Origin of the sequence: Rheinheimera sp. A13L (assembly GCF_000217935.1) — a bacterium.
Lineage (GTDB): Bacteria > Pseudomonadota > Gammaproteobacteria > Enterobacterales > Alteromonadaceae > Pararheinheimera.
The window spans coordinates 1-25,366 of record NZ_AFHI01000028.1; the positions used below are offsets into that span (position 1 = coordinate 1).

General features: G+C 48.9%; 18 protein-coding genes. 14 read left to right on the top strand and 4 right to left on the bottom strand.

Annotated features, from left to right (window positions below):
• Positions 1-401: 401 nt before the first annotated feature.
• From RHEIN_RS14315 to RHEIN_RS14360, 10 genes are all read left to right on the top strand, one after another.
• Positions 402-1,781 carry a sigma-54-dependent transcriptional regulator gene (locus RHEIN_RS14315; RefSeq protein WP_008899692.1) on the top strand — a complete coding sequence of 460 codons (1,380 nt, stop codon included), beginning with the start codon at positions 402-404 and terminating at the stop codon, positions 1,779-1,781.
• 148 nt (positions 1,782-1,929) lie between these two features.
• Entirely contained in the window at positions 1,930-3,036 is a 1,107-nt protein-coding gene (locus tag RHEIN_RS14320; RefSeq protein WP_008899693.1) for a sensor histidine kinase, read from the top strand.
• A 225-nt stretch (positions 3,037-3,261) separates the two neighbouring features.
• Positions 3,262-4,509, top strand: coding sequence for an HlyD family secretion protein (locus RHEIN_RS14325; RefSeq protein WP_008899694.1), 1,248 nt, complete (start codon positions 3,262-3,264; stop codon positions 4,507-4,509).
• Positions 4,510-4,533: 24 nt separating this feature from the next.
• Positions 4,534-5,271, top strand: a complete 738-nt coding sequence (locus RHEIN_RS14330) for an ABC transporter ATP-binding protein (RefSeq protein ID WP_008899695.1) — start codon at positions 4,534-4,536, stop codon at positions 5,269-5,271.
• Between the two features lie 62 nt (positions 5,272-5,333).
• The gene (locus RHEIN_RS14335) at positions 5,334-5,567 is read left to right on the top strand and encodes a hypothetical protein (RefSeq protein ID WP_008899696.1); all 234 of its coding nucleotides are present in this window, start codon (positions 5,334-5,336) and stop codon (positions 5,565-5,567) included.
• A 1-nt stretch (position 5,568) separates the two neighbouring features.
• On the top strand, positions 5,569-8,049 hold the full coding sequence (locus tag RHEIN_RS14340) for an ABC transporter permease (protein ID WP_008899697.1): 2,481 nt from the start codon (positions 5,569-5,571) through the stop codon (positions 8,047-8,049).
• A gap of 1 nt (position 8,050) precedes the next feature.
• Positions 8,051-10,522 carry an ABC transporter permease gene (locus RHEIN_RS14345; RefSeq protein ID WP_008899698.1) on the top strand — a complete coding sequence of 824 codons (2,472 nt, stop codon included), beginning with the start codon at positions 8,051-8,053 and terminating at the stop codon, positions 10,520-10,522.
• 1 nt (position 10,523) lies between these two features.
• Positions 10,524-13,004, top strand: a complete 2,481-nt coding sequence (locus RHEIN_RS14350) for an ABC transporter permease (RefSeq protein WP_008899699.1) — start codon at positions 10,524-10,526, stop codon at positions 13,002-13,004.
• 1 nt (position 13,005) lies between these two features.
• Positions 13,006-15,489: an ABC transporter permease gene (locus RHEIN_RS14355; protein WP_008899700.1), complete on the top strand. Its 2,484-nt coding sequence runs from the start codon at positions 13,006-13,008 to the stop codon at positions 15,487-15,489.
• 98 nt (positions 15,490-15,587) lie between these two features.
• Positions 15,588-18,059, top strand: a complete 2,472-nt coding sequence (locus tag RHEIN_RS14360) for an ABC transporter permease (protein WP_008899701.1) — start codon at positions 15,588-15,590, stop codon at positions 18,057-18,059.
• Between the two features lie 483 nt (positions 18,060-18,542).
• Here the strand turns inward: RHEIN_RS14360 and RHEIN_RS14365 are convergent, their stop codons facing one another.
• Together RHEIN_RS14365 and RHEIN_RS14370 are read right to left on the bottom strand one after the other, a co-directional pair.
• The gene (locus RHEIN_RS14365) at positions 18,543-18,734 is read right to left on the bottom strand and encodes an alternative ribosome-rescue factor A (protein WP_008899702.1); all 192 of its coding nucleotides are present in this window, start codon (positions 18,732-18,734) and stop codon (positions 18,543-18,545) included.
• A gap of 69 nt (positions 18,735-18,803) precedes the next feature.
• Positions 18,804-19,622 carry a hypothetical protein gene (locus tag RHEIN_RS14370; protein WP_008899703.1) on the bottom strand — a complete coding sequence of 273 codons (819 nt, stop codon included), beginning with the start codon at positions 19,620-19,622 and terminating at the stop codon, positions 18,804-18,806.
• Positions 19,623-19,924: 302 nt separating this feature from the next.
• Here RHEIN_RS14370 and RHEIN_RS14375 point away from each other — a divergent pair, with 302 nt between their 5' ends.
• From RHEIN_RS14375 to RHEIN_RS14385, 3 genes are all read left to right on the top strand, one after another.
• Positions 19,925-20,473: an outer membrane protein gene (locus RHEIN_RS14375; protein WP_008899704.1), complete on the top strand. Its 549-nt coding sequence runs from the start codon at positions 19,925-19,927 to the stop codon at positions 20,471-20,473.
• Positions 20,474-20,652: 179 nt separating this feature from the next.
• Positions 20,653-21,306: a DsbA family oxidoreductase gene (locus RHEIN_RS14380; protein ID WP_008899705.1), complete on the top strand. Its 654-nt coding sequence runs from the start codon at positions 20,653-20,655 to the stop codon at positions 21,304-21,306.
• A gap of 32 nt (positions 21,307-21,338) precedes the next feature.
• Positions 21,339-22,274, top strand: coding sequence for a M14 family metallopeptidase (locus RHEIN_RS14385; protein ID WP_008899706.1), 936 nt, complete (start codon positions 21,339-21,341; stop codon positions 22,272-22,274).
• 91 nt (positions 22,275-22,365) lie between these two features.
• On the opposite strand, the gene RHEIN_RS14390 is transcribed toward RHEIN_RS14385, so the two are convergent.
• Together RHEIN_RS14390 and RHEIN_RS14395 are read right to left on the bottom strand one after the other, a co-directional pair.
• Complete coding sequence (locus tag RHEIN_RS14390) at positions 22,366-24,501, bottom strand: TonB-dependent siderophore receptor (RefSeq protein WP_040555236.1); 2,136 nt, start codon at positions 24,499-24,501, stop codon at positions 22,366-22,368.
• A gap of 159 nt (positions 24,502-24,660) precedes the next feature.
• Positions 24,661-24,999 carry an FKBP-type peptidyl-prolyl cis-trans isomerase gene (locus RHEIN_RS14395; RefSeq protein ID WP_008899708.1) on the bottom strand — a complete coding sequence of 113 codons (339 nt, stop codon included), beginning with the start codon at positions 24,997-24,999 and terminating at the stop codon, positions 24,661-24,663.
• A gap of 136 nt (positions 25,000-25,135) precedes the next feature.
• Between RHEIN_RS14395 and RHEIN_RS14400 the strand changes: the two genes are divergently transcribed.
• Positions 25,136-25,366: hypothetical protein (locus tag RHEIN_RS14400; protein ID WP_008899709.1), on the top strand; the 231-nt coding region annotated here is incomplete at its 3' end.

The following is a 25,366-nucleotide window of genomic DNA, read 5'->3' on the forward strand; positions in this document are numbered from 1 at the left end:
CATTTCACTGAAGCGAAAGTTGTTTATAATCAACAACTTTCAGAATCTTTAGCAGCTGACTATTTCACTTTGGAAACCGTCTTCGCTGTCGATGGAGCGCATTATAGAGATCTGAGACTAAGCCGCAAGATCTTTTTTGCTAAAAGCTGTTCGACCGCTTAGTTTTTAACCGGATCTGGTTTTTATGCTTATTTTCCAGACAAAAGCTGCTCAAAAAACGGATCCTCAAACGGATCCTGACGATCAAGCTATGTAGTTAAACGAGAAAATGATCTGGTTTTTTGCTTCGGCATCTATTTTGCTAATGCTTTTGCTATAGTGCCGCATATGCAATGAAGCAATCAGCTTAACCAAGCTATATAGAGCCGCTCTATATATAGAAGAAGATGGAGAAATTATAGATGGTGCACACGCGCCCGGATTATCAGCCCCTGATCCTGCTTATAGAGGATAACCGCGAAGTCAGACTTGCAGCCCGTTTTGTGCTGGAAGATCTGGGCTACCGAATTGAAGAACTGGAAAACCCTGTACAGGCCCGCGAATGGCTGCAACAACAACAACCGGACCTGATCCTGCTGGATATGAACTTTCAGCTGGATACCACTTCAGGTGATGAGGGGCTGCGTTTCTTACGGCACCTGCAACAACAAGGGTACGACATTCCGGTCGTAGCTATGACAGCCTGGTCCAATACCACCTTAGTAGTGCAGGCGATGCAAGCAGGTGCCGGTGATTTTGTTGAAAAGCCATGGAACAACCAGCGCTTACAGCAAATTTTGCAGCAGCAATTAAAGTTATCCAGCCTGACACGGCAAAATAAAGCCCTGCACCAACAGCTGTCATCTCCCCCACTTGAGCTCATTTGGCAAAGCTCACAAATGCTGACATTGATGCAGCAGTTGCAAACCGTAGCAGCAACAGAAGCTAACATTCTGCTGACCGGCGAAAACGGCACAGGAAAAAGTCAGCTGGCACAATGGCTGCACCAGCATTCAGGCCGATCAGCAGGGCCTTTGATTTCAGTCAATATGGCAGCTATTCCTGAGGCTTTATTTGAAAGCGAACTCTTTGGTCATAAAAAGGGAGCTTTTACCGATGCCAAAGAAGCTCGAGCCGGACGTTTTAGTCTGGCTAAAGGTGGCACTTTGTTTTTGGATGAAATCGCCACTTTACCCTTGGGGCAACAAGCGAAGTTGTTGCGAGTACTGGAGTCAGGCCAGTATGAGGCCGTAGGATCCTGCCAGACTGAACACAGCGATCTAAGACTGATTGCGGCAACCAATGCTGATTTTTCAGCCTTGATCCAACATGGTCAGTTCCGTCAGGACTTGTATTACCGCCTTAATACTCTGGAATTCCGTATACCCCCTTTAAGAGAAAGACCTGCAGATATAGCTCCGCTTTGCCAGTTTTTCCTGCACAAGCATGGCCAGCGTTACCACAAAACCGGCCTGGCTTTGCATCACAGCGCATTAAACCGGTTACAACAGTATCAATGGCCTGGCAATATCAGAGAACTGAGTCATTTGCTTGAACGCGCCGTGTTGTTAACCCAAAGCAAAGAGATCTCACTCAAAGAGTTGGCACTACCGGATGAACCACAATTTGTAACAACACAAGCAGCAGTTTTACCTTTGATGACACTGGAACAGGCTGAACTGACCTTGATCCGTCAGGCATTACAACTTTGTCAGGGCAATAAACAAAAAACTGCTGAAAAGCTTGGTATTACCAAGTCGTCTTTATACCGCAGATTGGAAAAACATGGCCTGGAACTCTGACAGCATAGAAGCGCAAAGCCGTAAGCAATCACTGCTGATTGTTTTGCTTTGTTTGATACTGGCAACTCTGCTTTGCTGGTTCTGGCCCCATTGGTGGGTTTGGTTTAGTAGCTGTTGTGCTTTTATTTTCATTACCAGGTGGCAGCACTTGACCAGACGCCAAACTATTGCTGCTTTTCGTCGCACCAGTGTGCAGTTAGAAGCGATGCAAAATCAGGATTACAGTTTGCAGGCTAAAGCTGTGTTTCAGAAAGGGATAGCAGCGCAGTTGCAACTCCAGTTACAGCAGCTCAGCGAACAGTTACAGCAACGGAAAAGCTATTTTGATGAACAACAGTTTTTGCTGTATCGGCTTATTGATCAATTAAACACCCCTATTCTGGTATTTGATCATAAACAGCAGTTGAGTTACGCCAATAACGAATTCAGCCAATTGTTTGGCCGCCCCTGGCAAAGTATGCGCCATGCGACGGCAGAAAGTTTGGGGTTGAGCGCCCTGCCTCATTGGAATTTTGTCAATAAAGAGAAGGCAAAACAATGGCAGATCCGCCAGAGCCGTTTTTTGGATCAAGGCCAACGCCACCAGCTACTGGTGTTTATTAACATTCAGGCGGCTTTGCGGGAAACTCAGCTTCAAGCCTGGCAACAATTGATCCGGGTTCTGAGCCATGAAATTCGTAACTCACTGACGCCGGTGCTCAGTTTGTCAGAACATTTACAGCAGAAATTACCACCGGGCCGTGATCAGGACGCTCTGGCCTTGATCCGCGAACGCAGCCAGCATCTGCAGGATTTTGTTAGCCGTTATGCTGAACTGAATAAAGAGCTACGGATCCAGCACCAGCAGATTAATGCCGGACAATTGTTTCACTCTTTGCAGCTATTGTTTCAGCAGTATCAGCTACAAGCCAGCGGTACAGAGCTGGTGTTTAAAAGTGATCAGATGTTGTTGCAACAGGTGCTGATTAACCTGATAAAAAATGCCATTGAAGCTGGTAGCCCGGCAGGAACAGTACAACTTAACTTTATCCGGCAAAACCACAACCTTGAAATTCAGCTGTTGGATCAAGGCTCTGGCCTTAGTAACCAGCAAGATTTATTTGTACCCTTTTACAGTACTAAACCTCAGGGTCAGGGCATAGGTTTAGCCTTATGCCGGCAGATCATTGAACAACTCGGAGGCGAGCTGAACCTGACCAACAGAACTGATGGCATTACAGGCTCTTGCGCTACTTTATTCTTGCCGCAAGATTGATTCTTTTTCTCCATTTAAATGTCCGATTCCGGACTCAGAGCGTCCGATCCCGGACGCCACCTTCTAAACAACCAACAAATTTCCATATAAATCATACAATTACATGATGGCATACCCTTTGCTCAACTAAAAAAGCATAGCTGCGGCGATTTGAAGTGTCTCACTGCAACAATTCGACGGGCTGTGCTTAGATTCAACTACAAGAGGCAAGGCGGAAAAATCAGTATGGATATAAAAAAAGAAAAAGCTGCAGCTCTCTGGAAGAAGCCAGTGTTAGTTGTTAGTGCGCTGGCAGCTTTGGTCCTGATGGGTACTTTGTTTGCATCTCCTGGCCATCAATACAAAATTGAACAATCCGGTTTATTGCTGGGTACTGTAAAGCGAGGCGATCTGCAGGTCACAGTGGATGGTTATGGCGTATTGCGTTCAGATAAACAAAAACTGATCAGCGCCTTAGCACCAGCCACAGTGGAAGAAGTGGTATTAAAAGCAGGCGCTGTAGTGCAAGCAGATTCCATCATCCTGCGTTTAAGTGATCCGGAACTGATGCAGCAAATTGAAACAGCCAGCATGGCCACAGCGCAGGAACATGCCAATTTCCGCCGTCAGCACTTAAACAACCAGCGTGACATGCTGACCGAAGAAGGCCGCTTTGCCGAGTTAGATGCCCGCTATCAAATGCTGGTATTACGTCACAGCGCAGAAGCGGAAATGGCAGCTAAGGGCATAGTTTCACAGTTAAGTTTTCAGACCACAGTGCTGGAGAAATCTCAGCTGGAAAAACAAGTTCAGTTACAACAGAAGCGACTGGATCAGCTTAAGCTGGTCAATCAGGAAGCTTTGACCATTTCGCAAGAACAACTGAATCAGGCTGTTGCCCGTGAGCAACGTTTAAAAGAGCGATTCGATCAACTGACAGTGCGCTCTGGGATTGAAGGTGTACTACAACGAGTTCCGGTTGAACTGGGCCAAAGTGTAACCGCAGGTCAGGAGCTGGCTTTAGTTGGCAGCGATAAGGATTTATTGGCACTGGTGCGGGTGTCCCAAAGCAAAGCCGAACAAATCCGGCCCGGCCAAAAAGCCAGAATTAACACCAGGCGTGAACAAGCAGATGCAGTGGTCAGCAGGGTAACGCCCCAGGTCGTCGAAGGCACTATAGAAGTGGAACTCACTTTTGTTGACGCCATACCTACCTCTGCCCGCCCTGAGCTAAACATAGATGCACAAATTTTTACCGCAGAGCTGACGAACACTTTATACCTTGATCGTCCGGTGAATAGCCAAAGTCATAGTCAGACCAGGCTGTTTAAACTGGACCCAAACACTAATACCTTATCCGCTACCGCAGTGCAGTTTGGTGACGAAGCCGGGCGTTTTTTACAACTACACCAAGGTGCTATTGAGGGTGAACAATTTGTATTATCCGACATGGCAGGATTTCAGGACGCAGACACAGTCAGCGTTGTGCGTTAAAGACTATTAAGCAAAGGAACTTTTATGCAACACCCTACTATTCTGATGCAGGGCATCACCAAAATTTTTGCCACAGATGAAATGGAAACCCATGCGTTACGGGGTATCGATTTACAGATTTCTTCAGGCGACTTTGTTTCGATTTGCGGCCCATCAGGTTGCGGTAAATCCACTTTGTTGTCTTTGCTTGGTTTATTGGATATGCCCAGCGGCGGCAGTTATCAAATTGAAGGCAAGGAAGTCAGCGGTTTAAGTCTGAGCGAGGCGGCTTTTATCCGCAATGAAAAAATAGGTTTTATCTTTCAGTCATTTAATTTAATAGATGAACTGACAGTATTCGACAACATAGCCCTGCCGCTGCGCTATCGCCGCCAGTCTGTTGCTAAATCTGAGATTGAAGATCGTGTGATGGCTTGTCTGAAAACTGTGGATATGACTCACAGAGCGAGTCACAGACCTAACCAGTTATCCGGTGGTCAGCAGCAACGTATCGCCATAGCCCGCGCTTTAGTCGGCAGCCCGGCGTTGCTGTTAGTCGATGAACCTACAGGTAACCTGGACTCCAGAAATGGCGACGCCGTGATGGATATGTTGTGTGAACTGAATAATAACGGTACCACCCTTTGCATGGTAACTCACGACCCTCGTTATGCCGATATGGCAAGCCGCAAGTTGCATCTGCTGGATGGGCGTATTTTGGATAGTGACGGCACACCTATCCAACAACACACCACAGCTTTACGCCAGGTTGCGGCTCGGTAACTGTGTTCATAGCGGCCAGCCGCAGCATTGCGCAGTACAAGCTGCCAAACAAGGAGTGAAGGATGCAACTCAGCCGACTTTTTACATGCGGTATTAGCTTAAGCCTGTTTATCAGCTTACTGAATTTGTTGCCCACCTTACGAAGCGTCTGGCCTTTGCAAAGCAGCTGGCTGTTGTTGGTATTTGGCTTGTTGCAATTATTATGTCTGCTGGTTTTTGCGCTGTTGGTCTCACTGCTGGAAAAGAACCAAGGACAAATCAATACCGGTCGGATATCTCCGGTACAAGGACAATAACATGATTTCTCGCAAAGACTTCTCCACGGCTCTCTATGCGCTGAGCAAAGCCAAAGGTTATGCCGCAACAGTAGTGCTGACGCTTGGTTTAACGCTAGGCACCCTGGTTGCGATGTTTAATCTGAATTATCAGATTTTGGCAGCTCCACTGCCTTATGCGGATGAAGATAAATTGGTGGTAGGCAGTACAGCCTGGCTGGATAAAGACGGCACAGTGATGTATCAGCGTATGCTGCCGGTGAGCATTTTCCGCCAGTTTTACCAGACCCCCTCAGAACATTTAAGCGATCAGTCCTTATTTAGTTTTTCTTACATTGGTATAACACTGCGGGATCTGCCGCACAGCCCGCAAGTGCAGATTGCCTACACCACGCCAGGTTATATGCGAATGTTCCAGATGCCGATACTGCATGGCCGGGCTTTTAATGCAGAAGAAGATATCGGCAGCCAGCAACCTGTAGCAGTGCTGAGCGAAAAAATCTGGCGCGAGCACTATAACGCCGACCCATCGCTGGTAGGCCGGAGTGTACATATAGGCAGCCAGCAATTTAAAGTGGTGGGCATAGCCGGCGCCGAATTTATCGAGCCCCGCTTGACCGGGCCAGCCCGCAGCAATGATATCTGGCTCCCCTGGGACTTTAGCATTGGCAGTAGCTTTGGTCCAGGTGACGTAAGTGGCGCGCACTTGTACCTGGTCAAACTTAAAGACGCCAACCAACGCCAGGCCTTTGAGCAGGAGTTGCGACCGCAAGTTGCCAGCCAGTATCAGGACGATATCGCTGCGTTACCCAGACAGGCCGGCCGCAGCCTGGTGTTTAATGCCGACCCGCTGCGTTTAGTGTTAGAAGGGGACAGCAGTAGCCGCACTTTGTGGATGCTGGCCGGCAGCCTGCTGTTATTACTGATCGCCGCTGCCAATATCACGAACTTATTATTGTCCCGCGCCGCCCGCCAGCAACGCAGTATGAGTATTCAGGCCGCTCTGGGGGCTCAGCGCCATCATTTACTGGGGCAAGTGCTGGCTGAGCTTAGCTGGTTAATGAGCAGCGCCCTGGTAGTGGCTTTTATCGTGGCCGAAGGTGCTTATCACTTACTGCAACTGTACGCCGGTGCCATGCTGCCAAGACTGGCAGAGTTGGGATTTGACTGGCCAGCATTGGCCTTTGCGCTGGCGACGACCTCGCTGCTGGCATTGGGTTTTGCTGCGCTTATCAGCCGACAAATTAATTACCGTGCGCTGCAACAAAACCTGCAAAGCAGCGGCAAAGGCAGTGGTGTACAAATCAGCAGCCGCACCCGTCAGGTATTAATAGGCGCTCAGGTGATGCTGGCCGCCATGCTGCTGATCTGTAGCGCGCAGGTGTTGTTGCAGTCGTTGCAACAGCTGCGCCAGCAAGTGGGTTTTGCCAGCTCAGATCGCTATCAAATCCCGATTGATAATATTACCGCAACACCGGATGACAGCCTGCCGCTGGAGCAACGCCGCGCGATATACCGCCAACAAAAGGACGAGTTGATGCAGGTGCGGGATACATTGCAGCAACACCCGGCAGTAGAGGCGGTGTCGGTCAGTAATTACCCGCCGATTTCGTTTGATGGTTACTATGGCTCTGCCAACTTTATCCCGTCGCCGGACAGCCCCAACCAGCAACTGTTCAGCCGTGCCGTTTACACCGATCAGTTCTTTTTACCGCTGTTTGACATTAAGTTAATACAGGGCCGTAATTTCACGGCGCAGGAAGTGGCCGCACAGGCACAGGTAATCATCATTAATCAGGTGCTGGCGCAACAACTCAAGCCCGACGGCAATGTGCTTGGCGAAATGCTGTATTCGACCGACGGCAGCCTGGCATTTGAGATTATCGGCGTCAGCGCTAATCACCATTTGCCAGATGCATGGTCGGCGGAAGAAACCGGCCGCAGTTATTTAACCCGCAATATAGGCACAACCGCCAGTCTGCAGTTGCAGCTAAAACCCGGTATGCAGATAGACAAAACAGCCATTAACCAGGCGATGGCACAGGTATCGCCGCATTATCGCGCAGCCAATATGCATAGCATTGAAGCCAATGTTACCAGGGTTTTACTGAGCAACTATCTGGCCGCAGCAGTCACCACTGCGCTGGTTGTTTTAAGCTTCCTGTTGGCTGCCATCGGTATTTACGGAGTTTTAAGCTACAGCGTACAACTACGCCGCTTTGAGCTCGGTGTAAGGATGGCGATTGGTGCCAGGCCCGCCACTATCTTACGACAGTTACTCGGCGAGAACCTGAAACCTGTTTGCGTCGGTTTAGCGCTGGCAGTACTGCTGCTGGCTGCCCTTTGGTTGGGTCTGCAACAAACCACCTTGATGGTTGAACTGTCAGTCGGCGGTTTTGCCGTGCCACTACTGCTGATTGTGCTATTGACGGTACTAACTTCTTTATTATCGGTCTGGGGCATTATCCGCAAACCCGCCATTTATGCATTACAGGGTCAATAAGATGCTGACTATCAAAGATTTTTCAACAGCGCTTTATGCACTGAGTAAAGCCAAAGGTTATGCGGCCACAGTCGTTGTGACTCTGGCAGTGACCCTTGGCACACTGTTGGCCGCCTTTAACCTGAATTACACCATTCTTGCGGCCCCCTTGCCCTACATGGAGGAAGAGCGGCTGATCGTCAGTAAAACGCCGCGCTTCAGAGACAATGTGATGGAGTTCGATTATGCATCCCCCGTGCCTTTGCTCCAAACGCTTTATCAACAGGATAAAAGTACTTTTGAAGACACTGCACTGCTAGCGTATTCTTATTTGGCAGCGTCTTTGCGTGATAAAGCCGATACACCCAAGGTGCAAATAGCCTATACCACCCCTGGTTATATGCGGATGTACCAGATGCCTATGCTGCATGGCCGGGCTTTTAGTACTGAAGAAGATCAAAATTCGAATGCTGCAGTTGCGGTCATCAGCGAGCGGGTCTGGCGGCAGCATTACAGTGCGGATCCGGCTATGCTGGGAAAAAGCATCCAAATTGCCGCTAACCAATTTAAAGTGGTGGGTATAGCTGCTGACCATTTTGTAGAACCCCGATTGATTGGCCCAACCCGGATCAATGATATCTGGCTACCCTGGGACTTTAATCCTTCCCCTTGTACCAGAGGGTTAGACGGCAGATCATGTATGACTGGCTGGCAGTTTTTACTTGGTAAACTTAAATCAGTTGATGATTATCAACGCGTGTCACAACAGCTAACAGCGGAATTGAACAGCCAATTTCAGGACGCAACTGCCGATCGTCTAAACCCGGCTAACCTCAGCATCAGTTTTGAAGCGCAACCGCTCAGAGAAAAGCTGTTGGGGGATAGCAGCAACCAAACGCTGTGGTTATTTGTGGGCAGTCTGGTCTTGCTGTGTATTGCCAGTGTCAACACCCTCAATCTGGTGCTATCCCGAACAGTGCGCCAGCAGCGCAATATGGCGATTCAGGCAGCCTTAGGTGCCCAGAAAAAGCATGTATTTATGCATATTTTTGCCGAAATGGCGCTCCTGCTGCTGGTTGCGTTGTTGCTGGCTTTGGTTGTGGCTCAGGCAGAGTACCGTTTATTGCAACAGGCCGCTGAAGTCTATTTACCCAGAGTCAACGAGTTACAGCTCAATCTGCCAACGCTGGCTTTTGCAGTGGTGGTGACGGCCCTGCTCGGTGGTGCCTTTGCTGCTCTGGTGGTACGGCACATTAACTACCGCATGCTGAACTCTCAGTTACAGAGCAGCGGCAAAGGCAGTGGCCTGCAAATATCAGCAAAAGTGCGCCGGTTGTTAATTATCAGTCAGGTGACGCTCACTGCTGTGTTGTTAGTTGTTTGTATGACAGTGATGCAACAGTCCATCGCTGAGTTGAGCCAGGATGTGGGCTTTGATACCAAAAATATTTATCAAATCGATATTGATGAAACCGCGCCCGTGCTCACCCAGGAAACCCGCATTGCCAGAATTCAAGAGAAAAAACGTGAGCTGGCGGAGGTACGTAATGCGTTAGCCCAACATCCGGCAGTCAATGCCGTGTCACTCGCCAACTTTGCGCCAGCTAATTTTGATGGTGTTTACGCTGAAAGCAGCTGGTTAAAAACCCCTGATGATCTAACCAATATTGTTACTGCCAGAGTGACCTACACTGACCAGCATTTTTTGCCATTATTTGGCATCAAATTACTCAGTGGCCGCAACTTTACCGCGCAAGATATCCATGACAACAGTTATGTATTAATCGTCAGCGAAACCTTTGCCAGAACAACCTGGCCGGATCAACAAGCTGTCGGGCAACGTATAGGTCGGGCTGAAGCGCCATGGGAAGTGATTGGTGTTGTTTCAGACTTTAACCTTGCAGATCAATATGCCACAACAGAGCCGTTGCGGGCTTACAGCGTCCGCCAGGTAGGCGCAGCCAACACCCTGCTGTATGAGCTAAAGCCAGGTATGACCATTGCTAAAACCGAACTGAATCAAATCATGCAACAAGTTCAGCCACAATACCGTGCTGCTGAAGTGTTCTCGCTGGAAGACAATGTCAAACGCATTCTGTTTGCTAAATATCTGGCTACGGGCGTGACCAGCGGGTTGTCATTGTTAACGTTGTTGCTGGCTGCCATCGGCATCTACGGTGTGCTGAGTTACAGCGTACAACTGCGCCGCTTTGAGCTGGGCGTACGGATGGCGATAGGCGCAAGGCCTGCCACTATTTTGCGGCAGTTGCTGGGTGAGAATCTGAAACCTGTTAGTGCTGGTTTAGCACTGGCGGCATTGCTGCTGGCAGCGCTGTGGCTGGGTCTGCAACAAACGTCGCTCATTGTCGAACTGTCGGCTGGCGGCTTTGCCCTGCCGCTACTGTTGATTGTGCTACTGACCACACTCACCTCGCTTTTATCGGTGTGGGGCATTATCAGAAAACCCGCCATTTATGCATTGCAGGGGCAATAAGATGCTGACCATCAAAGATTTTTCTACTGCGCTGTATGCGCTGAGCAAAGCCAAAGGTTATGCGGCCACAGTAGTGCTGACGTTAGGGCTGACACTCGGCACTTTGATTGCGATGTTTAACCTGAATTATCAGATTTTGCAGGCACCTTTGCCTTATGCTGATGAAGAGCAGTTGGTCGTAGGCAGCACCGCCTGGCTGGATAAAGACGGCTCTGTATTATACCCACGCATTATGCCATCGGGTCTGATCCAGCAGTTTTATGACAAACCGTCCGATAAACTCAGTGCCCATGCCTTACTGCGTTATCAAACGCTGGCCATGACGTTACGCGATTTGGCTGACAGCCCGCAGGTTCAGGTCAGTTACACCACCCCGGGTTATATGCAGATGTTCCAGATGCCGATGGTGCAAGGCCGCGCTTTTAGTGCCGATGAAGATATCGGCAGCAAGAATGCCGTGGCCGTGCTGACAGAGCACGTCTGGCGTAACCATTACAATGCTGATCCGGCGCTGGTTGGCCGAAAAGTACGCATCGGTGACATCGATTTCACCGTTGTTGGCATTGCCGCGGCCGCTTTCAGCGAGCCGCAATTGCTTGGCCCGTCGCGCCATACCGATGTCTGGCTGCCCTGGGATATGAATCCACGCCAACAAAACATCAGTCCAGCCAGTCTTAATGGCTGGCATTTTTACCTGGGCAAACTAAAAAACGCCGCAGAGCGCCAGGCCTTTGAACAGGAGATCGCGCCAGAGCTGAACAGTAAGTATCAGGATGTCAATGCCGCGAATGCCAGCGAAGCTGGCCGCAGCCTGCTGTTTAGTGCCGAACCACTGCGGCAGTTGCTGCAAGGCGACAGCAGCGGCCGCACTTTATGGATGCTGGCCGGTAGTCTGATGTTGTTGCTGATTGCCACGGCAAATATCACCAATCTGCTGCTGTCACGCGCCGCTAAGCAGCAAAGAACCATGAGCATTCAGGCGGCCCTGGGCGCACAGCGTCATCACTTATTCAGTCAGATTCTGGCGGAATTAGGCTGCTTGCTGGCCGCAGCATTACTGCTGGCACTGGGCGTAGCACAAAGCGCTTATTGGCTGCTGCAAAGCTATGCAGCCAGCACCTTGCCCCGCCTGTCAGCATTAGGTTTTGACTGGCCGACCTTAGTATTTGCACTGCTGACAACCGCAGTGATGGCGCTGCTATTTGCACAGCTGATCAGCCGGCAAATTAACTACAAGGCATTGCAGCAAAACCTGCAAAGCAGTGGCAAAGGCAGTGGTTTGCAGATCAGCAGTAATACCCGCCAGCTACTGATCTGTTCGCAAGTAGCGCTGGCAGCGTTGTTGCTGGTTTGCAGCGCTCAGGTTTTATTGCAATCGCTGGATCAGTTACGTCAGCACATTGGCTTTAGCAGTGAACAGCGTTTTCAAATTGCCATCGATGACACAACACCAAGGCCGGACAGTTCATTGACAACTGAACAACGACAAATGGCGAGCAACCTGCGTAAAGATGAACTGATGCAGATCACCGATGTGTTCCGGCAACACCCTGCGGTACAACAGGCTTCGGTGAGTAACGATGCGCCGATTTCCTATGCTGGCACCTTCAGTGCCATGACCTTTTTACCAGCGATGGACAATCCGGACCATATTGTCGAGAGCAGGATCACCACCACCGATCAGCATTTTATACCGCTGTTTAATATCCAATTGCTGCAGGGCCGCAACTTCAGCGCACAGGAAGTGACAGCACGGACGCCGGTGGTGATCATCAATCAGGCTTTTGCACAGCAGCTACAGCCTGATGGTCAGGTGCTGGGGCAGCGGCTGTATTCGCGCCAGGGTCTGGCTTATGAAATTATCGGCATCAGTGCCAACCATAACCTGCCCGATGAATGGTCGGTCGAGGAGCCTTTTCGCAGTTTTATACCCCGCAACCTGATTAACAACAGCACCTTGCTGCTGCACCTGAAACCCGGCATGCACATCGATAAAACGGCGCTGAACCAAATGATGGCCCAGGTTTCACTGAACTTTCGTGCCGCCAGTATTTATAGCATTAAAGATAATGTTGACCGGGTACTGCTAAGCAACTATCTGGCCGCGGCCGTAACAACAGCACTGGTCGTTTTAAGCTTCGTCCTGGCTGCCATTGGTATCTACGGCGTTTTAAGCTACAGCGTGCAACTGCGCCGTTTTGAGCTTGGAGTTCGAATGGCGATTGGTGCCAGGCCTCTGACAATTTTACGCCAGTTGCTGGGGGAAAATCTGAAACCGGTGCTGGCAGGTTTAGTCCTCGCCGCCGTACTGCTGGCTGCCCTTTGGTTGGGTCTGCAACAAACCACCTTGATGGTTGAACTGTCAGCCGGCGGTTTTGCCGTGCCACTACTGCTGATTGTGCTATTGACGGTACTAACTTCTTTATTATCGGTGTGGGGCATTATCCGCAAGCCAGCCATCTATGCATTACAAGGACAATAATATGCAGAACTTTTCACTTCATTCCTGGTTTCAGACGGCGTCCCTGCTGCTGCACCGCCAACAACTGTATGCACTGACCATTATTCTGACGCTCGGCCTGACGCTGGGTGCGTTGGTGGCTACTTTTAATCTGAATTATCAACTATTTATGGCGCCTTTGCCCTACCCGGATGCCGAGCGGCTGCATCTGGTGCGTGGTAGTCAGTGGCAGCAAGATAAAGAGGTATCACCGGAGTGGCTGCCGTCGCAAGCGCAACTGGATATTTACCGGCAAGATTGGCCGGAGATTGAAAGCAAAGCGCTGCACAATATCAGTATTGATGTAGAACAACAGCTGCCTGGCAATCCGTCTTTTAATGTCGGTTTGGTGACACCGGAGTTCTTACCGATGTTTGGCGCGCCGCTGGCGCTGGGCCGGCATTTACAGCCAAATGAAGGTCTGGATAGCCAGGTGCCGGTAGCCATCCTCAGTGATGCGGTGTGGCAACAACATTTTGCCGGTGCTACCGATGTGCTGGGTAAAACACTGCAATTTCGTGGAGTGTCTTTTAAAATTATCGGCGTATTGGCAAATGATTTTGTTGAGCCTGTGCTGGCTGCGCCCGGTTGGTCGACTGAAGTTTGGCTCAGCTACGATTTTCATGATGTGGGCGCCACAAACTGGAGCTTTAACAGCAATCAAATTCATCTGCTGCTGAAGCTCAAGCCGGAGAGTAATCCGGAGCAGTTAGCCCATAGTTTTGAACAATGGGCAGCGCCAGAATTTGCTGCAGCCAACCAAACTAATGCTTTTTTGAAGAATAGCTCAGTGCGCTGGCGGCTGGAACCAGTGCGTAGCCGTATTTTGGGAGATGCCGCTGGTTTGAGCCTGAGTTTATTGGCGGGCAGTCTGCTGCTTTGTGCAATTGCTATCGCCAATATTGCCAATCTGGTGCTGGGCCGGGCAATGGCGCAACAACGATCGCTGACCATCCGCATTGCGCTGGGTGCGCGGGCGTCCCATCTGTTTCGCCAATATCTGCTTGAATTTTCAGTATTGGCCATTCCGGCTTTGCTGTTGTGCCTGAGTGTGGCAGAGGCTTGTTATCAGAGCTTACAAGCAGGTTACGCCGGGCCGTTGCCGCGGTTGCAGGAGCTTAGCAGCGGGGCTTTGAGCGTGCTGTTTGCGATTGGCCTGTTGATTGTGCTTTGCCTGACGCTGGCGCTGTGGCTAACCCGGCAGCTCAATTACCGCCAGTTGCAACAAAGCCTGCAGCAAAGTGGTAAAGGTTCGGCAGTGCAGGTGTCAGGGCGCACCCGCCAATTGCTATTGATGTCGCAAACGCTGTTTTGTTTGGTCACTTTGATTTATTGCAGTCAAATTTTTGTGCAGGCGCTTGCCAAACTACGCCAGCCGTCCGGGCTTGATTTACAGACCTATCAGGTGGCGCTGACGCAGGGTTCATTACTCGACAGCTTACCTCCTGCTGAGAGCCGGCAATTGTTTGTCCAGGCCGCTGAAGCGGTGAAACAACAAAGCAACGCCAGGCTTGCCGGACTGGGCGGTTACCCACCGATCTCTTTTTGGCAGGCCGGATTTCCAATGTCCTCGGTCAGTTGGCAAGCGGATGCAACCACGTTTGTTGCTGCGAATCGTTACAGCGGTGATACAGAGTACCTGCAGGCGTTGGGGCTACAACTGCAAAGTGGCGAGCTGTTCAGCCCACAGCAAGTCCTGAATCAAGATAACGTGGTACTGATAAGTAGCAGTCTGGCCCGCCAACTGGCAACTGATTTGGGGGCAGACAGCAGCATAAGCCTGCTCGACAAACCGCTCTACCTGCGAGGCGCCACCACGTCACGCCGCATTATTGGCATCGTCACTGATCTAACGCTACCCGGCCACACCAGCAGTGCCGCGGTCTATACGCCACAACTGTCTTCTGCATTTCCACATTTGCTGGTCAGGTTACCAGATGGTCAAAGCCTCAGCCGTGACGGGGTCAATCAGGCACTGGCCAAGGTACACCCGCAGCTGAAAGTATTCCACTTTAATACCAGTGCTGAGATTTTTTCGGTACATACTCAGGATGCCAAAGTGGCCACTGTGGTGACTGCAGCCTTATCGCTGTTGGCGCTGGCTTTAGCAGGTCTGGGTATTTTTGCGGTGATCCGCACACAAATTCAGCTGCGCCAATACGAACTGGCGGTACGGCAATCACTCGGCGCGCGGCCACAGCATTTACTGCGTCTGACGTTAATCGACAGTTTAAAACCCTTGCTATGGGCAGTGCTGTTGCTGGCTGCTGGTTATAGCGTTTTGCAGCTGAGCGAGCAGTGGGGTTGGTCGTTTGGCTTTGCGTCGCAGTTACAGATAGCGCCATTGAATGCCGGGTTGTCTCTGCTGACGGTGGTGTTATTAACAACGCTGATTGTGTTGGGTTGCTTGCGACCCTTGCTACGCCGGCCTGTAGTGCATGCTTTGCGTGGTACAGCAGAGCTTTAACAGCAAAATGCAAAAGAAGCCATAAAGGTTGCACCGGCATGGCTCACATTAATAATGAACCGCATCCGCCAACAACTATAAGAATAAGGATCAGCACTATGTTTGTATATCAGCTTAAAACAGCCTGGAAAAATTTGCACAGACGTCGGGGCTTTGCGCTCAGCATTGTGCTGACGATGAGTATCACGCTGGGTATTTTATTAAACGCTGTTGGGTTGTTTTATTATCTGGTGTTGCAGCCCTTACCTTATCCTGAGTCGGAGCAGCTGTATAAAGTAGAACAACTGCAGATTGATAAGTCCGGCCTGCCCAATGTGAATGCCTATGGTTATGCCAGCCTGATGCATTTGTATCAGCAGCAACAGCAGGATCAGGCCCTGTTCTCCAGTGTCGGTCTGGCCCACTATGATGATGAAGTATTGGTGTCACACCCTGCTCAGCCCAAACTGGCTACCAGTTACATCACAGCTGATTTTTTTCAGACGCTGGGAGCCTGGCCTCAGCTTGGTCAGTTATTTCATCCCGTTAGCAATCCGGATCTGGCAGAACCTGTCGCGGTGTTAAGTTATTCGGTGTGGCAATCTTTGTATTCAGCCGACCCCGACATTATTGGCAAAGTACTCAGTATTCGTGGCAATAGCTACAAGGTGGCTGGGGTGCTAGCGGCTGATTTTGTCGAGCCTGCGCTTGCTCAATCCGGCCGACAAACGGCCATCTGGCTACCCTGGCACTTTAACCCAGCGACGGAGTCAATCCGCAGTCGCTGGGGAGATAGAGCGAATCCACGAATTTTTATTGGCAAACTCAAAGCGGATATCCCGCTGCAGCAAGCACAGCAAAGCCTGACCGATCTGGTCGACCGCACATGGCAACAGGAAGTGGCGGCCATCCCTTTTTATCAGGGCTGGCGGGTTGAGATGAAGGTCAGCAGCTTGCGTCAGGTGATCTTTGGTGAGAGTAATCTGGCCGCTTATTTGCTGCTGGCAGCTGCCATCGCCTTATTACTAATCGCCACAGCTAATATCGCCAATTTGTTGTTAGCACGGGCGGCGGAGCGAAATAAAGAGCTGGCATTGTGCGCTGCGCTCGGAGCCAGACCAGCACAAGTTCGCCTGATCCTGTTGAGCGAAATTGCAGTGCTAATGGCTATTTCGGCACTGATCGGCTGGGGTATTTCGCTGGTCGGGCGTTGGTTTATCCGGCATAACCTGCCCGATGTATTACCACTCTCCGGTTATGACAGCATCAGCTATAGCCCTTTGCTGCTGGCCATTGCATTGACCTTGGGTCTGGCCATGCTGTTTGCATGGTGCAGTGCAAAACTGCTGAGCCTTGGTCAACTGAATTATCGACAACTGCAAGCCCATTTGACGTCAAGCGGCAAAGGCAGTGCGGCTCAGACCCCAGGTACTGTCAGACAAGCTCTGGTGTATAGTCAGGTCGCGGTCGCTGGTTTCTTATTGCTGGTTAATCTGACATTTTTGCTTAGTGCAGTCAGCAGCATTCGCGATCAGCAGGTATTTGCGACCGCAGATCTGCTGAACCTGGACGTCCGGCTAAATACACCTCAACCACTGGTGCCTGAACAATATAATGCCGTGCTTAGTCAGCTCACTACAGAACTGCGGCTGTTGCCACAGGTTGAGGCGGTTAGCCGCGCTATGTCGCCGCTGGTCAGTGCCAGCAATACCTGGTCACTGATTGATGAGCGCTCGCAAAAAACTGTGTTACCACAGGCCCAAATTGTTGATGAACATTTTTTCCAGGTGACAGCCCAACCCTTACTGGAAGGGCAAGATTTCAGCAAACAGCAAGTACAAACCGCTGACAAAGCCCTGATCATTAATGATGTGTTGGCCAGGCATCTTTATCCTGATGGCTCGGCTATTGGTCAACGGTTGTCTTTTGATCTGAGCGCAGGTGCGGACGCTTCCTTTACTATTATTGGTGTGGTGCAAGGCTTGAAGAAGCCTGGTGAAGCAACAGTGCCGCCACGTGTTTACCGACCTATGAATAGCGGCAGCAGCTTTACCCTGGTGCTGAAATCAGGGCAACAACTACAGAAACATCAGTTGATGGCAACATTGCAACAAGTCAGCGATATGTTGGTGATTTATCAGCTGGACTCATTAGAACAACAAAAAGCCCGCCTGCTGAAAAGCCAGTATCTGACTGCAGCAGCTGCCATAGTGCTGACGCTGCTATCGCTGCTGCTGGCTGCTGTAGGTTTGTATGGGGTTATTCATTATAACGTGCAACTACGCACCAGTGAGATTGGCATCCGGCTGGCTCTGGGCGCCAGTAAACACTATATAGTTCGCTTGTTCCTGCGCGACAATGCCCTGCCGTTTTTCACTGGCTTGCTGAGCAGCATTTTGTTGGTGTTAACAGTGCGTGGCTATCTTCATCAGCAAGTGCAGCACACCATGGAACAGTATCTGTTGGAACTATTGCTGATCAGCGCTGGTAGTTTGATTTGCCTGTCGCTGTGTGCTTTGTTGCTGCCGCTGCGAAAGTGTTTACAGCAGTCAGCAAACCAGTTAATCCGCTCGGCTCAGGAGGGAAACTAATTATGCTGCAATCCTGGTTTAAGACTGCTTTGTTATTGCTGCTACGCCAGCAGCTGTATGCAGTCACTATTATTCTGAACATTGCCTGACCGTTGGCGCGCTGCTGACGGAAAGTTTTGTCGAACCTGTGATGGCAGATATTCACACCACAACCAATATCGTGCAGCACAGAAGCGATCTGTACTGGTGAACATTGGATTTTACCCTTACAACAAAAACTGGTATTCCATGGACAGATTTGCCTGAATTTCAGCTAAATAACCTCACTGTCATACTTCTACTTTAGATCAGTAAAGCGCGGAGCAAAGCAGCAGATTAAACACGGACACAAACCTTTAGATGTCCAGATATGCTGGAGAGTTCTGCTGAAATTCATGCAGGATACAAAGTTATTTCTCCGGATCTTTTATTCCGTATAGATAAGTTGATTTATGGTTTGAATAAACGCTGCAAGCGGAGGAAAAGAAGTGGAAATAACAGGATTTAAAAAGTAGAAATAACAAGGGCAGAGTGATCACACTTCTGCCCTTGTTTAAACTTCTGGCGGCTGTATGAGCCTTTGCCTTTTTTTGCTTTCACCACCTGCATCTGAAATAATTTACTGGTGACTAAAGCTTTGAGTGCATTATCCCGGATCTCACCGCGGCCATGCTCAGCCGTTGGTTTTTTTGCCATAAGGCCTCCTGTATAAAAAACGCGCAAAGTGTAGAGCAAAACAGGGGCTGAGTAAATGAATGCCACCCGCTAATGATGCTGAAGGCTTTCTAACCATAGTTGCAAAGCATACTGACGTAGCTCCGGCTTTAGTCCTGACAAAACCAGACTTCTGTACTCTTTGTCCTGACTGGCTTTTTGAATAGCCTGATCTAACAGATCCACTACTGCTTGGCCTGTGACTCCTTTTGAACAGGCAAAATAAACCATATTGACAGCTTCGGCTTCTTCCAACGAGTAGTAACGCAAATCCAGGCCACTGCGGTCCGCTATTTTTTTATACTCTAATATTAACTGAATAAAGCCTTTTTCCAGCATAGGTAGCAAACTACCCACAGCTTCACTGGAGCTGCTTCGCAGATAAATAGCTCTGCTACCGGACAAACTGACCAGCAACTGATCCAGCCTGGCACCATAACTACGATTCGCCTCTATGCCTAAAAGCGGAGGCTTTTTCTGTGTTAAAAGCTCTTGCAAAGAGATAGTGCCGGTTTTATCTAAAATTGATTGCCATTCAGACCCATTTAACACCACAAGTTGCAGAGCGTCCTCCAGCATATAGGGCAAAGTAAAAAGGAAATCCTGCTCTCGTTCAGCCGTTTTCTTTAACCAGGGAATACAAGCACTGCTATGGCTTTTCACCCAAGCCCGGGCTCTGTTACGGCTGATATCTTCAATTTGGTATTCGCCAGGGTAATAACTCATAATGCGGCGCAGTGCTAAGCCTTCGATCCCCGCCTTCTCAGCCGGTCCCTTGAGCAGCGCTACAGCGTCCACTAAAATCAGAGGTTCTGCCATAGTGACAAAAGATTGTATGCAAAACAGCAACATCAGCCATAGCTTTTGCACAAATAAAACTCCAGAACAGGCTTTGCTTTGAGTATAAGAGCTTTGGGGGTAAACGCACTTTTGCCCAGAGCTCCAAAGTCCTTTTTTTAACAAATCTCTTTAAAGGATCCGGCAACTCGCTTTAGGCTTGAATAAGCTCAAATAATGAGTCCATTCTGCCGTGACAAAAAGAAATACATCAGCCACATATTTGTTAATCTTTCATTCACAGTTACTAACATAAAGTGCTTTCAGTCCAATTAAGGACATTAGCCTGCTCTCTGCATAGAGAGGCTTTCTCAAAAGATTATTTAAGGAAAAATATGTTAAATAAAATCGCAGTAGCCATGATGGCTTTCGGCTGTTCAGCAGCAGTGTTTTCAGCTCAGGCAGAGCAACCTTATTATTTCGGCGCTCAGTACAGTCAACAAAGTGTTGATGACGTGTCCTGGGACTTTGGCGTGTTATCTGCGGTCGCTGGTTATCAGTTTAATGACGTATTCGCCATTGAAGGCCGTTTTGGTTTAGGTATACAGGACGAAGAATATTCAAGCGCACTTACCTCTGCAAAAGTAGGTGTCGACCACAGCTACTCAGTCTTGGGTAAAGCATCCTGGCCTGTGCTGGAAACTTTGTCTGTCTATGGCATGGCTGGTTTTAATAAAACCAAATACGACTTTAAAGTCAATGATGGCGACACTTTACGCGATAGTCACAGTGAAGATGGTCTGATTTACGGCGCTGGCGCGGAATTGCGTTTTACACCTAATCTGAGCTTCACCTTTGAATACGCTGTTTTGCCAGAAGTAGGTGATGATGAAGATAACCTGGATGTGGACAGCATCAGCGCAGGTATCAATTACCGCTTTTAATCCGAGCTGTGCTGCAGCCTGAAAACTGACTTTTTGTTTATACCAGCCGGGCTTTGATCCCGTCTGGTATTTCCTGCTCTACATCTCCTTTCTCCATGACAATGCCTGTACAGCTCTTGATATTTATCAGCTACGTAACCAGATCAAGCTCACTATCTTTAGTGATTTCAGGATCCGTAATGAAAAACCTGCATATAGATTTAGTGTCCGATATCGCTTGCCCCTGGTGTGCCATAGGATATGCCCGGTTGGAACAAGCCATGGACAGCATCAAAGATAAAGTCGACGTCAGCATTCAATGGCGCGCTTTTGAATTAAACCCGGATCCGAAGCTGGTTCCAGAACCAATTTTGCCCGCCTTAAGTAAAAAATATGGCCGCAGTGAAGACGAAATGCGTGCATCACAACAGTCGATGATGCAGGTGGCCGCTGATTTGGGCCTTAACTTTGATAAAATGCAGCAACGTTATACCTGCAATACCTTTGACGCTCACAGGTTAGTGAAATGGGCAGCGGCTTTTAATAAACAAACCTTTATGAAACAAGCTTTGTTTGAGGCCTATTTTGGTTTTGCAGAGGATGTATCAAACCCTGAAGTTCTGCAAAAATGTGCGGATAAAGCCGGACTTAATGCGGATGAGGCGCTTAAAGTGCTGCAAACAGACCAGTTTAGTGAAGAAGTGCGCACCGAAGAGGCGCACTACCAACAAGCGGGGATCAGTTCAGTACCGGCTTTTGTGATCAACCAGCGTTATCTGATATCCGGTGCACAAGACCCGGCAACTTTAGCCGCCAGTCTGCTGCAAATTGCCGATGAAATGACCACTGAATAACAACAAATTCATATAAAACAAAAAGGTGCGGTATGACCACCCCAAACAAAGACTTTATTTATCACATAGGTACTGTAGGCACGCCCTGGGGCGAGGCGGAAAAAAAGCAGTGGTTAAGTGAGCAGCAGATCAAACGCAGCTATGCAGATGAAGTAGTTACCCCACTTCGCCAGTATTTGCCTGATACGGCAGAACTGGTGAGCTACGGCGCTCTGGACTACCGCAGTTTTGATTTACCTCTGTATCCGCTTTTTGCCGTGCGCAGTAAAAACTGGCAAGCCGATAAGCCAATAGTGCTGGTAACCGGGGGTGTGCATGGTTATGAAACCAGTGGGGTGCAAGGTGCTTTGCAATTTATTAAAGAAGAATTCAGCCGTTACAGCGAACAGGTCAATCTGCTGGTGTTGCCCTGCATAAGCCCCTGGGGTTATGAAACCATTAACCGCTGGAATCCAAAAGCAGTAGATCCAAACCGCTCCTTTGGCGCTGAAAGTCAGTCCGATGAAGCTACTCTGGCAATGAATTTTGTGCGCCAACATGCCGGAGAAATCTTAGTCCATACCGATTTGCATGAAACCACAGACTCAGACAACAGCGAATTCCGTCCGGCTAAAGCAGCACGGGATGGCATGGTCAATCACAACTGGAATATCCCTGATGGGTTTTATCTGGTTGGGGACACTGATAAGCCGGAGCCCGGTTTCCAACGCGCTATTATCGAAGCGGTACAAAAAGTCACTCATATAGCTGAAGCCGATGAAAATGGCTGCCTGATAGGCGAAAAACTCGCACAGTTTGGGGTAGTGAATTATCCGAAACGCTCTCTAGGGCTTTGTGGCGGCATGACAGATGCCAAATTTGTCACTACAACGGAAGTTTATCCAGACAGCCCAAAAGCCAGCCCGGAGCAATGTAATGCAGCTCAGGTTGCGGTGATTTGTGCTGGTGTGGATTACGCTTTAGGTTGAGCGCAACAATCAGGGCCAGAGTGTTAACTCTGGCCCTTGTCTTACGGAAACGGACTTGCAGATCAGAGCCAGGACTCTGATCTGCATCACTTTAGAAAGAGTAAGTTGCACCTAAAGTGAAGTTACGTGGTGTGCCATAACCGTATTGATCAAAGAAACCAATCTGGCTGTAGTAGGTTTCGTCAAACAGATTATCGACATTAAACTGCACAGATAACTGTTCTGTCACCTCATAACGTGCCATCAGACTAACCAGACTGTAGGAGTCCTGCCGCAGGATTTTTGGTGCTGTACCGCTGTATTGTTCATCCTCCCAGCTGATACCACCACCAATGACTAAACCTTCTAACTCATTAACAAAGTCATAAGTGGTAAACAGGTTCAGCTTTTTACGTGGGTGATCGGTATTCACTTCAGTACCGGCAGCATCTTCGGCTTTAAACTGAGAATAACCAGCTGAGATATTCCAGCTATCCGTTAACCGCCCTATCAACTCCACTTCAAAGCCTTTACTTTCCACACCCTGAGCAGCACTGTACATAGTTTCAGCAGGTCGACCTCCCACTGGCGGGAAAGTACCAATGGGCTGTGCCAGATTATCCTGATCTACCTTAAACACAGCGACGGCAGTTTGCACTGCTCCATTGAGAAAAGAACTTTTTAAACCCAATTCAGTGTTAGTGCCTTCCAGCGGGTCAATAAAAGCGCCTGAAGCTACACGGGCATTTTGTGGTTTAAAAATCTCAGTTTGACTGATGTAGGCATTGTGGTTTGCAGTGAGCTGGTACATTAAACCAGCGTAAGGTACAAACACACTGTCGTCGCCGAAGTTCTCCGGCACGCCATAATTAACGCCAGTTCGTTCCCACTTTGATAAACGACCACCGGCTATCAGTTTTAAATCATCGGTCAGAGAAAAACGGGTGGCTGCATAATAACCATCCTGCTCTGTCTCCAAATCTACAGCTACTGAACTGGTCGTTGACCAGAGAGGTTCAGGATAACTTTTGCCATTCCACTGATAGAAGTTACCTACTGAAGTTTCAGCCGAAAGCACTCCAAAAGTGACAGTTTCAGCTTCCTGATCGCTCTTTAGCATACCCACCACAAACTCATGGCTGCGGCCTAATAACTGGTAATCACCTTTTAATTGCAGATCAAGGCTGTTTTGTTGACTGGTGCCTGAGCTTTTATAAGGCCATGGTGACAAACCTAAACCTGTCTCTTTGTCTGGTGAGCCAACCATATAAAGTAATTGGGTATCTGCGGTATTTTTCGTATGGTTGTAACTCACTTTGCCTTGCCAGCCGTTGGCAAAGTTATGCACAAGATTGGCAAAAGTGTTGGCGTTGGTTGATGCCCAGTAAGTCCAGTCTGCAGCTGAAGTGATATTTCTGTCCCAGTTGGTTTGTGAACCATCGCTAAACCAGGCTGCTAAACCACCCCAGGTTGAACCTTTAGGGTCATTATCCTGATAACTGCTACCAAAACTAACAGAGGTCTGATCGGTTAAATCGGCGTCTACTATGCCATAGAGCACTGTTTTATCGTCTTCAGGGATATCCATAAAGCTGTCGCCCAGTTCTTTTTTGGCAACAAAACGCACACGCACATCTCCCTGACTATCTAAGCCAGTGGAAAGATCCGTGGTAATAAATCTGTTATTCCAGCGGCCAATACCTGCATTGACATAACCTGTCAGCTCAGCAGAATCAGCATGTTTACGCACCAGGTTGATCGAAGCCGAAGGGTCGCCGGCACCTGTTAATAAACCCGTTGCGCCACGCACCACTTCAATGCGTTCATAAATAGACACATCTGCGATAGTTTCACCTGAGTCACCCGCCAAACTCCAGGCTAAAGGCACACCATCAATCTGATATTTATCAATATCAAAACCACGGGCGCTAAAAGTATTGCGGGTGGTATCTAACTGTTTAGCCGACACACCAACGGTTTGGCTAATGACTTCATGAATACCACTGAAGCCCTGATCAATAATACGTTGTGAGGTAATCACGCTGACAGACTGAGGCGTTTCAAACAAAGACAAACCTAAACCTGTGGCCGTATCAATGTTTTCATTGACTGTGTAGTTGCCCACTACAGTGATTTTTTCAATTTCTTTTTCGGCTTGATCATCAGCGGCCTGAACTGCAGCCACCATACAAGCCAATTGCACTGCCACTACCACTGGCAGCTTTCTGAATTTCTGTCGTAAAGCCATGATCACCCCCCCCCAATAAAGTTGGGCGAATAATACATCAATACGAATCATTATCAACTAGATTAAGATAAAGAGCGGAGCTATACGACGAACCAATGTAAGTGGTTTCAAGTTTATAACCTACTGATAACAAAACAGCTGTGTTTCACAACGAAATCATTAGTCCCGCGTCAGCACTTCCAACAGTTCGATTTCAAAAATCAGGTTTGAATGGGGTGGGATCATAGTTCCAATCTGGCGTTCACCATAGGCCAAATGGGCGGGCACCCATAACTTACGTTTGCCCCCCACTTGCATGCCTTTTAGGCCTAAAATCCAGCCCTGAATAACTCTGTTGTTACTTAAAATGCACTGAAAAGCTTCGCCTCTTTTATAGGATGAATCGAACTCTGTGCCATCTTCCAGCCAGCCGCGATAATGGGCAGTAATTAAAGCGCCACGTTCAGCCGCTTTGCCTTCACCCGGTACCATATCTTCAATTTTTAATTCATCAGTCATCTCTTTACCTGCTCTCAATTTTTGCGCTGAGTATAACCAAAAATAATCGGCGGAATAACATCATGTTAAGACAGCAGCCTAACCTTGAAGCTGAAATGTTCTATAGTTTTTGAATAAACGCAAAGGAGTGCACAACATGTCTGCAATGGCGACCCACTTTAGCCTCCGACTCCTGCCTTTTCTTTTGCTGCTGTTACCCGTTTTAAGCAACGCACAACCACAGCAAGTGATCTATTCCTGGCCTATGTCAATGCTTGGGGATGCCAGAGGCAGCTATCCTATCGCCTTGTTGCATCTGGCCATTGAAAAATCCGGCACTGAGTATAAGTTGGTTCCTAATGGTCAGGTGATGAGCCAACACAGAACC

Coding starts and splice junctions, on each gene's coding strand:
- RHEIN_RS14360 (WP_008899701.1), top strand. CDS start 15,588: ATGTTTGTATATCAGCTTAAAACAGCCTGGAAAAATTTGCACAGACGT.
- RHEIN_RS14340 (WP_008899697.1), top strand. CDS start 5,569: ATGATTTCTCGCAAAGACTTCTCCACGGCTCTCTATGCGCTGAGCAAA.
- RHEIN_RS14375 (WP_008899704.1), top strand. CDS start 19,925: ATGTTAAATAAAATCGCAGTAGCCATGATGGCTTTCGGCTGTTCAGCA.
- RHEIN_RS14355 (WP_008899700.1), top strand. CDS start 13,006: ATGCAGAACTTTTCACTTCATTCCTGGTTTCAGACGGCGTCCCTGCTG.
- RHEIN_RS14335 (WP_008899696.1), top strand. CDS start 5,334: ATGCAACTCAGCCGACTTTTTACATGCGGTATTAGCTTAAGCCTGTTT.
- RHEIN_RS14395 (WP_008899708.1), bottom strand. CDS start 24,999: ATGACTGATGAATTAAAAATTGAAGATATGGTACCGGGTGAAGGCAAA.
- RHEIN_RS14390 (WP_040555236.1), bottom strand. CDS start 24,501: ATGGCTTTACGACAGAAATTCAGAAAGCTGCCAGTGGTAGTGGCAGTG.
- RHEIN_RS14350 (WP_008899699.1), top strand. CDS start 10,524: ATGCTGACCATCAAAGATTTTTCTACTGCGCTGTATGCGCTGAGCAAA.
- RHEIN_RS14365 (WP_008899702.1), bottom strand. CDS start 18,734: ATGGCAAAAAAACCAACGGCTGAGCATGGCCGCGGTGAGATCCGGGAT.
- RHEIN_RS14315 (WP_008899692.1), top strand. CDS start 402: ATGGTGCACACGCGCCCGGATTATCAGCCCCTGATCCTGCTTATAGAG.
- RHEIN_RS14385 (WP_008899706.1), top strand. CDS start 21,339: ATGACCACCCCAAACAAAGACTTTATTTATCACATAGGTACTGTAGGC.
- RHEIN_RS14345 (WP_008899698.1), top strand. CDS start 8,051: ATGCTGACTATCAAAGATTTTTCAACAGCGCTTTATGCACTGAGTAAA.
- RHEIN_RS14325 (WP_008899694.1), top strand. CDS start 3,262: ATGGATATAAAAAAAGAAAAAGCTGCAGCTCTCTGGAAGAAGCCAGTG.
- RHEIN_RS14380 (WP_008899705.1), top strand. CDS start 20,653: ATGAAAAACCTGCATATAGATTTAGTGTCCGATATCGCTTGCCCCTGG.
- RHEIN_RS14330 (WP_008899695.1), top strand. CDS start 4,534: ATGCAACACCCTACTATTCTGATGCAGGGCATCACCAAAATTTTTGCC.